The sequence below is a fragment of the Bradyrhizobium acaciae genome (genome assembly GCF_020889785.1).
Lineage (GTDB): Bacteria > Pseudomonadota > Alphaproteobacteria > Rhizobiales > Xanthobacteraceae > Bradyrhizobium > Bradyrhizobium acaciae.
The window spans coordinates 10,946-23,353 of sequence record NZ_JACMYK010000031.1 but is presented as its reverse complement, the minus strand read 5'-3'; the positions used below and the strand labels follow the sequence as shown (position 1 = coordinate 23,353).

The following is a 12,408-nucleotide window of genomic DNA, read 5'->3' as shown; positions in this document are numbered from 1 at the left end:
CCCTTATCCGGAAGATGGTGGCCAATGCGGTCGCGCCTCGCCGTCATGCTGTCCGCCGCGTCTCCGGCATCACCAGCCAGATCATGAACAGCCCGAGGGCTGCGACGCCGGCCAGGCCCATGAAGGCGGTGCTGCTGCCGAGCTTGTCGCTGACATAACCGGCCAGCACCGTGCTGAGCGACGCGCCGATGCCGACCGCAGTGCCGACGATGCCCTGCGCCAGGTTGAAATGGCCGCTGCCGAACGCAACGTCGGCCACGATCAGCGGCACCATCACGCTGAAGATCGCCGCGGTGATGCCGTCGAATATCTGCACCGCGACCAGCAGATAGGGATCGCGCACCGTTGCGAACAAAAGGCCGCGGATCGCCAGCGAGGCGAAGGCCAGCAGGAGCAATGGCCGCCGGCCCACAGCCTGGGCCTTGCGGCCGACCGACGGCGAGCACAACGCGACGATCGCCTGCGGCACGATGATGCATGCCGCAATCAGGACCGGCGCCCATTGGCTCGACCGCGTCGTGACCACGCCCGCCATCAGCGGCAGCATCGCGGCATTGGCCAGCTGGAACAGCATCATCGCGCCGGCAAAGATCAGCAGTGTCCGGTGCCGCACCAGAGTGAAGACGCTGGTGGCGCGCTTGTCGGGAACCTCACGCTTCACCTCACCATGCGCCTGCGCGATGTCGATCTCGCGCTCGCGGATCCGTGCCAGCGACAACAAGGTCGGGATCGCCAGGATGAAGGTGACGAGGAACACGGAACGGCTCGACAGGAAATAGCCGCAGGCGCCCATCAGCGCCGCAGCCGAGCCGCTGCCGAGCGAGGCGAACCGCGCATTGCGGCCGAGCCGTTCGCCGATCGCAAGCGGCCCGACCAGGCCGAGGCTGATCGCGGCGATTGCCGGACCGAGCACGCAGCTTGCGAGCGCGTGCAGTGCCGCGGCGAGCGTCACCACGGGGAAGATCGGCCACAGTGCGTAGGCCAGCGCGCTGGCGCCGATCGCGGCCACCGCACAGCCCGCGACGACCTTCTCCGAGCGGGCCGCGTCGACGATCGCACCGCCGGGCATCTGGCCCAGCAGGCCGATGATGCCGCCGATCGAGAGCACGAAGCCGATCTCGACCTGGGTCCATTTCTGCGTCGTCAGATAGACTGCGACAAACGGGCCGAAGCCGGTCTGCACGTCGGCCAGGAAGAAGATGAACCAGTCGAGCCCGCGCTGGCTTTCACGCGATGGCGCGCGCGGCCCCTCCGGACTGGGCTGATCGGGGGGGATCGACACAATATTGGTGCCGCCGGCTGATCGCTCGCCACGATCGTCGCCAACCGTCTCGAAAGAAGGGTTCGGACGCGCGACCAGCTTTAGCCCCCTAATGTTCGTAATCCCATGGGTGGAGATTGCCGGCCGCGCCCAGCACGATCAGCGGCGTATCTTCCTTGTATTCAGGCGCAGCGCTCACCTGCTGCTTGTTGAGGTCCAGCGTGATGCTGTCGCTCTTGCTGGAAACGCCGGCGAACCGCAGCGCGTTCCAGTCGACCACGATCTTGCGGCTGCCGACGCCGAGAAAGCCGCCGAAATCGATCACCGCAGCGCGGACCTTGCCGTCGCGGTCGACGATGACGTCGACGATGCGGCCCATATCCTCGTTGGCGGAACTGCGGACGTCGCGCCCGAGAATACCGTGCGCATCGCGTGCGCCGATCACGGTCACCGACGGCGGCGGCGATGGCTCCTTGGCCTGCTCCTTCGAGGCCGCCGGCGGCACAGGAGCCGCTGGCGGCGCCTCGGCCACCGGCGGCGGTGATGGCGTCGGCGCTGCGTCGTCGGCCGCACGGACACCCGCGCATGTCAGCAGCGTGGCTGCGACCAGCATAACCATCATCCTCGGACGCATGTACCTCTCCCCACGATTTTCCTGGCGCGCATGCCGCGCGACGACGCTCAATGCGTCAGCACGATCGATACCTGTATCTGGCCGCGCGTGCGCAGCACCTCGAGTGACACCTCGTCGCCGTGACGGCGCAGTCGCAGATCGACGCTGGATGCGCCGAGCCTGAGGTCGCGCAGCACCACGCCATTGAGGAATTCCGGCAGCCGCGGATCGCGCAGGCGTATCTCGCCGCGCGCGATGTCGAACTCCAACCCGAGCGCAGCCTCCAGCAGTGTGAACGGCGTCGCGCTGGCCCAGGCCTGTGGTGCGCAAGCGACGGGATAGAGCACCGGGCCGCGGCGGCGCTCGCGGCGGAAACCGCAGAATAGCTCGGGCAGCCGCCGCAGCTCCATATAGCTCGCGGCATCGAACAGGCCCTTGAACAGATGCGCGACCGAATGCTTGAGGCCGTAGCGGGCAAAGCCGAGTGCGATCAACGCATTGTCATGCGGCCAGATCGAGCCGTCGTGATAGGACATCGGGTTGTAGCGCGCCTCGCCCGCGGCGACGGTGCGGATGCCCCAGCCCGAGAAGAATTTCTGGCTCATCAGGTCGGCGGCGACCCGCCGTGCGCGGTCCTCCCGCACCATGCCGGAAAACAAGGTCTGTCCGGCATTCGACGTGCGCACCTTGCAAGGCCGCTTGGCGCCGTCGAGCGCGAGCGCATAGGTGCCGAGCTCCTCGCACCAGAACACCTCTTCGAACCGCTCGCGAAGCCGCTCGGCCTCCGCATCCAGCTTGGCAGCCTTATCCGCAAGGCCAAGTGTGCGCGCCGCACGCGCGGCAAGCTGCTTGCCCGCGAACACGTAGCCCTGCACTTCCGCGAGCGCAATGTTGCCTTCGGCGAGCGTTCCATCGGCGTGGAAGATGGCGTCGAAGGAATCCTTCCAGCCTTGATTGCGAAGCCCCTCGCCGGTCGCGCGCTGATATTCAACGAACCCGTCGCGATCGGGATCGCCGGGACCGTCGATCCATTGCAATCCGGCCTCCACCGCCGGCCACAGTTCGCGCAACGTCTCCACGTCGCCGGTGCGCTCCAGATAGAGCCCTGCCAGCAGCACGAACAGCGGAGTCGAATCGACGCTGCCGTAGTAGTGCGCGAACGGCACCTCGCGAAGCGCAGCCATCTCACCGCCGCGCATCTCGTGCAGGATCTTGCCCGGCGCGGCATCGGCCAGCGGATCGACCGCCTTGGCCTGGAACAGCGCGAGCCGCTTCAGCACGCCTTTGGCGATCCGCGGATCGACCCACAGCATCTGCAGCGCGGTGATCAGCCCGTCGCGGCCGAATGTCGTCGAGTACCAGGGAATGCCGGCATAGGGGTAACGGCCCTGCGGCGTCTCGGTCATCAGCATGTTGAGGTCGGCCATCGCCTGGCACAGCACCTCGTTGAAGATGTTGTTCGAGGTCTCGATCGAGGCTGCGCCGGCCGACGAATTCCGCATCTCGCGACGATGCGCCAGCAGCCCGCGGAAGAACGGCACCGGCTTCTGCATGATCGGCTTGTTGCAGGAGACCGCGACGAACAGCGACGTCACCTGCCCGGGCTCGAGGTCGAAATGATAGGTCGCGGCGTTGACCGACAGCCGTGTCGGCCGCGGATCGAAATGCAGCGCGGTGATCCGGGTCTGCTCGTCGAGGCCGCAATATTCCAGCACGACGTCGGTCGGCCCCAATAGCTTGCTCGAGCCGATGCCGCGCCGCGGCCGGCGCTCGCCGCGCACCTCGAACAGGTCGGCAAAGTCATTGTCGAACAGGAGCGTGAGATCGAAGCTTGCGGCGTGGTCGCCGTGGTTCTGCAGGCCGATGCGTTGATAGGCCGTGCCGCGCCACAGGAAGATCGAGCGCACGATGTGCAGGGTGTCCTTCGGCAAGGTCAGGCGGCCGTCGCGATAGACGTCGGAATTGGTGAGATCGACCGTCAACGCGGAATTGTCGTCGCGCATGTTGGAGCCGAGCAGCAGCGGCTGCACGTCCTCCAGCACCATTTCCAGCCGTGCGAGGTAGCGCGTGTCGGCGTTGAACAGGCCGTCCGGCCCGCCGGCCGAGGCACCGATATCGCCGTGGCTGTCGAGCACGATGAAGGTGTCGTCATGCTTGAGCGAGCGCCGCGGCCGCGCCGCGGGCCCGGTCATCGGAATGTAGAACGGCGATTCGGCGATGTGCTCAGTGATGCGAGCGGTGATGATCTGCGTGACGACGTCAGCTGCCATCTGAACCTCTGGCGACTTTTATTGGCCGTTTTCCTGACTCGAACGAACGCACTGGAACGCAAGAACAGGCTTGATGACGCGGGGTCAGGCCGCGCTGGTGGAGAGGCGGCCCATCTCGCGCGCGACCAGGTCGCGGTAGGGACCCCTTCCCTTCACGAGGATATCGGGCGGACCGTCCTCGACGATCCGGCCGCCCTGCAGCACGACCACGCGGTCGAAGCTGCGCAAGGTCGCGAGGCGGTGCGCGATCGCCACCACCGTACGCCCGCGCATCAGGCGCGACAACGCCTCGCGGATCGCCTCCTCGGATTCCGCATCGAGCGCCGCGGTGGCCTCGTCGAGCAGCAGGATCGGCGCGTCCTTCAGGAAAGCACGTGCGATCGCGATCCGCTGACGCTGACCGCCCGAGACCTTGACGCCACGATCGCCGACGATGGTGTTCATGCCCTCGGGCAAGGTTTCGATGAAGTCGCAGCGCGCCGCGATCGCCGCCCGCAGCACCTCGTCGTCGGTGGCGTCGGGCCGGCCATAGCGGATATTCTCCAGGATCGAACGGTGGAACAGCGAGATATCCTGCGGCACCACGGAGATCGCCGCACGCAGGCTCAGTTGGGTGACGCGCGAGATGTCCTGGCCATCGACCGTGATGTTGCCCTGCTCGACGTCGTAGAAGCGCTGCAGAAGGGTAAACAGTGTTGACTTGCCACCACCGGACTGGCCGACCAGTCCGACGCGTTGGCCCGGCTGGATGCGCAGGCTGAACCGTTCGAACACCTGAAGGCCGCCCGGATAGCGGAACGAGACATTGTTGAAAGCGATCGCCGCACCGCTCTTCACCAACACCTCGGCTTCCGGGTGGTCCTTCAGCTCATGCGGCTGCAGCAACGTCGCCAGCGCCTCGGTGAGGCGCGCGACATGCTGGGTGACGTCGACCAGCGCAACGGCTAGATCGCGGGTGGCGCTGAGGATCGAGATGCCGAGCGTGCAGACCAGCACGACATCGCCGGTGGTGGCCAAGCCCTGCTGCCAGAGCGAGAGCGCCCAGGCCAGCATCGCGATCGTCAGGACAACGGTCACGCCGGCGTGAACGAGGCGGAGCTTTTCGAGATAGCGCAGGGAGCGACCGCGCGCGACGAGTTCCCGATTGACGGTCGCATCGAAGCGGTCGTGCTCGTAGCCGAGGCCGCAGAACGCGCGTACCAGCGGCAAATTGTTGATGACATCGACCATTTCGCCATCCACGGCCGCAGCGCGGTTGGCGAAATCGTCATGCAGCGGTCGGCCGGCAGCCGCCATGCGGAACATTGCCACCACCATGGTTCCCGCGATCAAGACCAGCACCGCCGACATCGTCACGCTGACGGTTCCAACCAGCGTGATCGCCGCGAAGGTCGCGATGCAAGGCGGCAACACGTTCCATACGAACATGTTCTCGACGGTGTACACCGCGTTCGACGTGGCCGTGATCCGGCTCGTGAGCATGCCCGGCAGCCGGTCGGTGAAATAGCTCGGCGCGTGGCCGGTGAGATGACGGAACATGTCGCGACGGAGGTCGCCGGAGACGCTGACGAAAGTGTAGCTCGCGGTCCAGCTCGCGATCCGCCACATGAAGTTGTCGGCGGCAATGAGCGACATGAGCAGAGCGAATGCCAGCCATACGCCGTTCGCAGCGGACGGCCCTGCCGACAGCGCGTCGACCAGGTTCTTCACGCCGTACTGCGTGCCCACAGAGCAGGCAACCGCCGCGACGACGGCCGACAGGATTACAACATGCGACGGCAGCCGCCGGCGCAGATAGCGCAGCACAAAGGGGAACGGGCGATGCGCATATCCTGACAGATGGTCCATGACGTCCTGCAAAGCTGTTGAAGGTGAACGAGAAAATTTTAGTTGAAGCTCTCGTGCACGATGACGTGAAGGGCGGCGGTGGGATTCCTTGATGCGGCCATCAGTGCGCAACAATTTTGCAACGCTGGCGTCGGCAAAAACGTGTTGGAGCGAGATGGCATCAGCAAGACCACAGTGTGATGGAAGAAAGAAGCGGCAGATCTCCCACGCATAAGGAACCTCGCACGTGCGAGAACGTTCCCGTCTTTGGCATGTCGGTGCCATCAGAGGGCTGAGGGTAGTTCATTCCACATCACATACAGGAGACGGAGAAATGCGCATCGCGCAGGTCGCCCCGCTGACGGAGGCTGTTCCCCCCAAGCTCTACGGCGGCACCGAACGGGTCGTGCACTGGCTGACCGAAGAACTTGTAACACTTGGACATGACGTGACGTTGTTCGCCAGCGGCGATTCACAGACCTCCGCAAAGCTCGATGCGACCTGGCCGAAGGCACTGCGTCTCGACGGCTCCGTCCGCGATCCCAATGCGCTGCATATGGTTATGCTGGAACGCGTCCGGCAGAAAGCCGACGACGACGAGTTCGACTTCCTGCACTGCCACCTCGACTATTATCCGTGGTCGCTGTTCGCGCGGCAACCGACGCCGTTCGTGACCACGCTGCACGGCCGGCTCGACCTGCCGGAGCACCAGCCCGTGTTCAACACCTTCTCTAGGATCCCGGTGATCTCGATCTCCAACGCGCAGCGGCGGCCGGTGCCTCAGGCGCATTGGGTGCGCACCATCCATCACGGGCTGCCGGAGAATTTGCTGACGCCGCAACCGGCCAAGCAATCCTATCTCGCCGTGCTCGGGCGCATCGCGCCGGAGAAAGGCGTCGATCGCGCGATCAAGATCGCGACCCGCTGCGGCATTCCGCTGAAGATCGCGGCCAAGGTCGATCGCGCCGACCAGGAATATTACGACGAACTGATCAAGCCTCAGATCACGAACAATCCGCTGGTCGAGTTCATCGGCGAGATCAGCGACCGCGAGAAGCCGGACTTCCTCAGCGGCGCGATCGGGCTGCTGGTTCCGATCGACTGGCCGGAGCCGTTCGGGCTCGTGATGATCGAAGCGATGGCCTGCGGCACGCCCGTGATCGCCTATAACCGCGGTTCGGTGCCCGAGATCATTGAGGATGGGCTGACCGGCTTCATCGTCGAGGACGAGATCAGCGCGATCTCTTCCGTCGGGCGCCTTTCGACACTCAATCGCGACGCGATCCGCAAGCAGTTCGAGACTCGCTTCACCGCGCGCCGGATGGCGCTGGACTATCTCGCCGCCTATCGCAGCCTGATGGAAGCCAAGCCGCGCTTCAAGCTGGTGGCGAGCGCGGAGTAGCCGTTGCAGCGGCCGATCGAATGATCCGGCGGGCCGGCCGGCACTGTCCGTGCCGGTCCGTTGGGTCATTCGATTGTCAATAATGCCGCCGGGTCCGGCGGCAACTCCTACACGCCAAAGCCAACCGCGACGCGCGCGCCGCGCGATTGTTGCGACGCACCAGTCGCGACACTCCTCCCCTGAGTTCGGCCGATATCGCCTTTGCGATTGCCGAATTACGTGCTCTTATGTGCTCCGCTTGAGCAAAAAATAATAAGCGAGCGGACGGAGCAACCGTGCCGCGATCGCACAGGGGGAACGCCATGACAGGGGACCGCAAGCCGTCGGCCATTAATAATGCCGCGCCGACCAAAGCCTCCCGGACGAAACTGAACCGCCGCAAATTCCTGGTCGGAACCGGCGGCATGCTCGCGGCGGGCGCGTTCGGCGCCGTTCCGCTGCGCGGCTGGGCCGCCGACCCGATCAACATCGGCGCGCTTTATCCGAGCACCGGCAGCATGGCGCAGATCGGCGTCGGTTGCGTCGCCGCGGCCAAGCTCGCAGTCGACATGGTCAACGAGGCCGGCGGCATCAAATCGCTCGGCGGCGCCAAGCTCAATCTCATCGTCTCCGATGTGCAGAGCGACGCCACGGTGACGCGCACCGAGACCGATCGTCTGATATTGGGCAACAAGCTGTCGGCGATCCATGGCTGCTACGCCAGCGCGCTGACCTTGATCGCGAGCGAGGTCTGCGAGCGCGCTCGCGTTCCGATCATCACCGGCTCGAGCTCCGACCAGCTCAACAAGGGCCGCAGCTACACGTTCACGCCGTTTGCGCGCGCCTCGCAATTCGCCAAGGCGCAGTTGCAGATGGCCAAGCTCGTCAGCGAACAGGCCAAGGTCGCCGTCATCTTCGAGAACACTGCCTTCGGCACCTCGACCTCGAACGGGCTGAAGGAGCTGGCGCCGGGCGAAGGCGTCGAGATCGTGATGTTCGAGCCCTACTCGGCCGGGTTCACCGATGCGAGCCCGCTGATCAACAAGGTCAAGGCTTCCGGCGCCAATACCCTGTTCTCGCTGTCCTATCTGAACGACCTCATCCTGATCGTGCGCACGGTGAAGCAGGTCGGGCTCAACATCGCGATCAATGGCGGCTCCGGCGGCTTCGTGATGCCGGACTTCTACAAGAATGTCGGCAAGGCGGCCGAGGGTCTGCAAGGCGTTGCGCACTGGAACCACGACGTCAACGACGACGCGCAGAAGGTCAACGCCGAGTTCAAGAAACGCACCGGCGAGTTCGCCTTCGAATATGCCGGCGGCCTGGTGGCGCAGACCTTCATGCTGGCCGACGCGCTGGAGCGCGCCGCCTCCGCCGATCCCAAGAAGGTGCGCGAGGCGCTGTCGACCCTCGACGTCTCCTCGGGCTATGCGGCGATGGCGCCGGGCGGCAAGGTGAAGTTCGGCCCCGACGGCAAGAACGTCTATGGCCGTCCGGTCGGCGTGCAGTGGCAGAATGCCGATCTCGCCAGCATCTTCCCCAAGGAAGACGCCCGCGCCCCGCTGATGAAGACCTGAGCCGCGGTCGGATCAGATGTGGGAGACACTTGCCCAGGCTGTGATCAACGGCCTGCTCATCGGCGGCATCTATGCGCTTGTCAGCATCGGCGTCACGCTGATCTTCGGCGTGGTCAAGATCGTGAATTTCGCCCAAGGCGAGTTCGTGATGCTCGGCATGTATATCTCGTTCTTCCTCGCCACCCAGTTCGGCATCGATCCGCTGGTCTCACTGGTGGTCTCGATGCCGGTGCTGTTCGTCGCCGGCGTGCTGATCCAGCATTTCCTGATCCGCCGGGTGCTCGGGCCGAACGACATGCCGCAGATCTTCCTGACCTTCGCGCTGTCGCTATTGCTGCTCAATCTCTCGCTGATGCTGTTCAGCGCCAACTACCGCACCGTCCATACTTCTTACTCGGATGAAGCGTGGCACATCGGCGGACTGTACATTCCGGTGGCAAAACTGATCGCATTCGCGGTCGCCATGGCGCTGAGCGGGCTGCTCTGGGTGTTCCTGCACACCACCGATCTCGGCCGCGCCATGCGGGCGGCGTCGCAGAACCGCGACGTCGCGATGCTGATGGGGATCAATCCGAACCGCGTGTTCGCGGTTGCGTTCGGTACTGCGCTGGCGCTCGCGGGCGCGGCCGGCTCGCTGCTTATGCCGTTCTATTCGGCCTATCCGTTCGTCGGTCAGGTGTTCGTGCTGATGGCGTTCGTCGCCGTCGTGATGGGCACGCTCGGCAATGTGATGGGCGCGCTGGTCGCGAGCCTGATGATGGGCATCGCAGAATCGCTCGGCATCCAGTTCGTCGGCGCCGATTCCGGCTTGATCGTGGTGTTCGCGCTGCTGCTGCTGACGCTCGCCTTCAGGCCGAGCGGTCTCGGCGCCAGGAGGAGCCGCTGATGCAGATCTCAGACAACATGAAATGGCTGTGGCTGGCGATCGGGGCCGTCGTCATGCTGGCTTTGCCCCAGCTCGTGACCTCGTCGTTTGCGATCGACATCTTCATCCGCATCCTCTTGTTCTCCTTCATCGGCGTCGCCTGGAACCTGATGGGCGGCTATGCCAAGCAGCTGTCGCTCGGACACGCCGCCTATTTCGGGCTCGGCGCCTACACCTCGACCATCATGCAGGTGAACTACGGTATCTCGCCCTGGATCGGGATGATCGCCGGCGGCGTGGTCGCGATGCTGGCAAGCCTGCCGATCGGCTGGCTCTGCTTCCGCCTGCGCGGCCCCTATTTCACCATCGCCACGATCGCCACCGCGCAAGTGCTAATGCTGATCTTCCTCAAATTCCGCGACTTCGCCTGGGGCGCCGAAGGCACCACGATCCCGAACCTCGGCAGCGCACCCCTGATGATGCAGTTCGAGGAGAAGTCGTCGTATTATTACGTTGTACTCGGCCTGCTCGTGGTCGGGCTGTGGATCACCCACCAAATCGAGAAATCCTGGATCGGATACTACCTCGTCGCGATCGGCGAAGATGAAGATGCTGCCGAAGCGATCGGCGTCAACGCGCCGAAGGTCAAGCGCGACATCTACATGATCAGCGCGTTCCTGACCGCGCTCGCCGGCACCTTCTACACGCAATACATCTACTTCATCGATCCCGCGACCGCGTTCAGCTTCAACGTCTCGATCGAGGCGGCGCTGGTGTCGATCGTCGGCGGCATCGGTACGCTGTGGGGGCCCGTGATCGGCACCGTGCTGCTGGAGACCACTTCGGCGCTGCTGCAAAGCTGGCTCGGCAGCTCGGTGGGGGGCATCCAGCTCACCGTCTACAGCCTGATCCTGATGGCGGTGATCCTGTGGCGACCGACCGGCCTGATCGGGTTCGCGACCGACGTCTATCACCGCACCCTCCGGCGCAAGCCGCGCGCGCCTGAGGTCGCTGCCATGGCAGACGCACTCGTCATCAAGGGTCTCAGCAAGCGCTTCGGCGGCCTGCGCGCCGTGCAGGACGTCAGCTTCACCGTGCAGGAGAACGAGACGCTGGCGCTGATCGGGCCGAACGGCGCCGGCAAGACCACGAGCTTTCACTTGATCACGGGATTTCACCGGCCGGACTCCGGCTCGGTGCTCGCCTTCGGCCACGAGGTCGTGGGACTCAGGCCGCACGACGTCTGCGCGCTCGGCATGGCCCGCACCTTCCAGGTCGCAAAACCGTTCGGTGCGATGACGGTGCTCGCCAATGTAATGACCGGCGCCTTCCTGCGCGACCGCCATGTCGCCGCCGCACAAAAGAAGGCGCGCGAGGCGATCGAGTTCGTCGGCCTCGGCGCCAAGGAGCAGACCCGTGCCCGCGACCTCACCACCATCGACCAGCGCCGGCTTGAAATGGCCCGCGCGCTGGCCACGCAGCCAAGGATCCTGCTGCTCGACGAGGTGATGGCCGGGCTCAACCCGGCCGAGATCGACCAGGCGGTGGCGCTGGTGAAGAAGCTTTCCGCCAGCGGCCTGACCATCGTGATCGTCGAGCATGTGATGCGGGCGATCATGGCGGTGGCCCGCCACATCGTGGTGCTCGACCACGGCCAGAAGATCGCCGAGGGCGCGCCGAAGGAGATCGTGGAGAATCCAGAGGTGATCCGCGCCTATCTCGGCTCCTACGTGCATCCGACTGCGCAGGGAGACGCCCATGCTTGAGCTCTCCCGCGTCAGCGCCAGCTACGGCTCGGTCCCCGCCATCACCGATATCAGCATTTCGATTGGCGAGGGCGAAGCCGTCGGCCTGTTAGGTGCCAACGGTGCCGGCAAGAGCACGACGCTGCGCGCCGTCTCCGGCCTCGTCAAACTGTTCGGCGGCAAGGTCACGTTCGATGGCATCGACCTAGCGACGCTGCCACCGTACCGGATTCCGGAGCTCGGCATCGCGCACGTCCCGGAAGGCCGCCAGGTCTTCCCCGAAATGACGGTGCAGGAGAATCTCGAGATCGGCGCCTATACACCGAAGGCCAAGGCGGATCGGGCGCGCACGATGGAGCTGGTCTACAGCATCTTCCCGCGGCTCGCCGACCGCAGGAAACAGCTTGCCGGCACCATGAGCGGCGGCGAGCAGCAGATGGTCGCGGTCGGCCGCGGGCTGATGCTGAAGCCGCGGCTACTCATGCTCGACGAGCCCTCGCTCGGCTTGGCGCCGGTCATGACCGACGTCACCTTCGAGAAGATCGGCGAGATCCACAAGATGGGCACCGCGATCCTGCTGGTCGAGCAGAACGTCAGCCGCGCGCTGTCACTGGTGCAGCGCGCCTACGTGCTGGAGAGCGGCAACGTGATCATGCAGGGCTCGAGCGCCGAGCTTGCCAACAACAAGCAGGTGCAGGCGGCGTATCTCGGGATTTGAGAGCGCGCGACTATCGAACCGTCATCCCCGCGCAAAGGCTTCGCCTTTGTCGCTGGAGGAGCGCGCCCTTGCGCGTGTCTCGAAGGATGAATCGGCCACCACCCGGGCCGTCGGCCCTTCGAGACGCGCGTTCCGCGCTCCTCAGGGTGAC

9 protein-coding genes are annotated in these 12,408 nt (G+C 65.1%); 5 read left to right on the top strand and 4 right to left on the bottom strand.

The genetic code is table 11. The features are described 5' to 3' along the window. Positions 1-43: 43 nt before the first annotated feature. The 4 genes from H8A92_RS15210 to H8A92_RS15195 all read right to left on the bottom strand — a co-directional run bounded on the left by H8A92_RS15210 (position 44) and on the right by H8A92_RS15195 (position 5,992). Positions 44-1,282, bottom strand: coding sequence for an MFS transporter (locus H8A92_RS15210; RefSeq protein WP_229196546.1), 1,239 nt, complete (start codon positions 1,280-1,282; stop codon positions 44-46). Positions 1,283-1,370: 88 nt separating this feature from the next. Next, positions 1,371-1,883: a PRC-barrel domain-containing protein gene (locus H8A92_RS15205; protein ID WP_229196575.1), complete on the bottom strand. Its 513-nt coding sequence runs from the start codon at positions 1,881-1,883 to the stop codon at positions 1,371-1,373. A gap of 59 nt (positions 1,884-1,942) precedes the next feature. Then, positions 1,943-4,144: an amylo-alpha-1,6-glucosidase gene (locus H8A92_RS15200; RefSeq protein ID WP_229196545.1), complete on the bottom strand. Its 2,202-nt coding sequence runs from the start codon at positions 4,142-4,144 to the stop codon at positions 1,943-1,945. A gap of 84 nt (positions 4,145-4,228) precedes the next feature. Continuing rightward, positions 4,229-5,992 (bottom strand): ABC transporter ATP-binding protein, encoded by a 1,764-nt coding sequence (locus tag H8A92_RS15195; RefSeq protein WP_229196544.1) that lies wholly within the window; start codon positions 5,990-5,992, stop codon positions 4,229-4,231. 313 nt (positions 5,993-6,305) lie between these two features. On the opposite strand from H8A92_RS15195, the gene H8A92_RS15190 reads away from it, so the two are divergent. The 5 genes from H8A92_RS15190 to H8A92_RS15170 all read left to right on the top strand — a co-directional run bounded on the left by H8A92_RS15190 (position 6,306) and on the right by H8A92_RS15170 (position 12,257). Beyond that, positions 6,306-7,373: a glycosyltransferase family 4 protein gene (locus H8A92_RS15190; protein ID WP_229196543.1), complete on the top strand. Its 1,068-nt coding sequence runs from the start codon at positions 6,306-6,308 to the stop codon at positions 7,371-7,373. Between the two features lie 302 nt (positions 7,374-7,675). Then, positions 7,676-8,929: an ABC transporter substrate-binding protein gene (locus tag H8A92_RS15185; protein ID WP_229196542.1), complete on the top strand. Its 1,254-nt coding sequence runs from the start codon at positions 7,676-7,678 to the stop codon at positions 8,927-8,929. A 16-nt stretch (positions 8,930-8,945) separates the two neighbouring features. Then, positions 8,946-9,815 carry a branched-chain amino acid ABC transporter permease gene (locus tag H8A92_RS15180; protein ID WP_229196541.1) on the top strand — a complete coding sequence of 290 codons (870 nt, stop codon included), beginning with the start codon at positions 8,946-8,948 and terminating at the stop codon, positions 9,813-9,815. Next, positions 9,815-11,560: a branched-chain amino acid ABC transporter ATP-binding protein/permease gene (locus H8A92_RS15175; protein WP_229196540.1), complete on the top strand. Its 1,746-nt coding sequence runs from the start codon at positions 9,815-9,817 to the stop codon at positions 11,558-11,560. Before H8A92_RS15180 ends, H8A92_RS15175 begins: the two co-directional genes overlap by 1 nt. Continuing rightward, positions 11,553-12,257 (top strand): ABC transporter ATP-binding protein, encoded by a 705-nt coding sequence (locus tag H8A92_RS15170; RefSeq protein ID WP_229196539.1) that lies wholly within the window; start codon positions 11,553-11,555, stop codon positions 12,255-12,257. The genes H8A92_RS15175 and H8A92_RS15170 overlap by 8 nt, the downstream gene beginning before the upstream one ends. The last annotated feature ends 151 nt before the right edge of the window (positions 12,258-12,408 follow it).

Excerpts from the sequence above, each read along its gene's own strand:
- H8A92_RS15180 (WP_229196541.1), top strand. The coding sequence starts at position 8,946 with ATGTGGGAGACACTTGCCCAGGCTGTGATCAACGGCCTGCTCATCGGC.
- H8A92_RS15205 (WP_229196575.1), bottom strand. The coding sequence starts at position 1,883 with ATGATGGTTATGCTGGTCGCAGCCACGCTGCTGACATGCGCGGGTGTC.
- H8A92_RS15175 (WP_229196540.1), top strand. The coding sequence starts at position 9,815 with ATGCAGATCTCAGACAACATGAAATGGCTGTGGCTGGCGATCGGGGCC.
- H8A92_RS15195 (WP_229196544.1), bottom strand. The coding sequence starts at position 5,992 with ATGGACCATCTGTCAGGATATGCGCATCGCCCGTTCCCCTTTGTGCTG.
- H8A92_RS15170 (WP_229196539.1), top strand. The coding sequence starts at position 11,553 with ATGCTTGAGCTCTCCCGCGTCAGCGCCAGCTACGGCTCGGTCCCCGCC.
- H8A92_RS15200 (WP_229196545.1), bottom strand. The coding sequence starts at position 4,144 with ATGGCAGCTGACGTCGTCACGCAGATCATCACCGCTCGCATCACTGAG.
- H8A92_RS15185 (WP_229196542.1), top strand. The coding sequence starts at position 7,676 with ATGACAGGGGACCGCAAGCCGTCGGCCATTAATAATGCCGCGCCGACC.
- H8A92_RS15190 (WP_229196543.1), top strand. The coding sequence starts at position 6,306 with ATGCGCATCGCGCAGGTCGCCCCGCTGACGGAGGCTGTTCCCCCCAAG.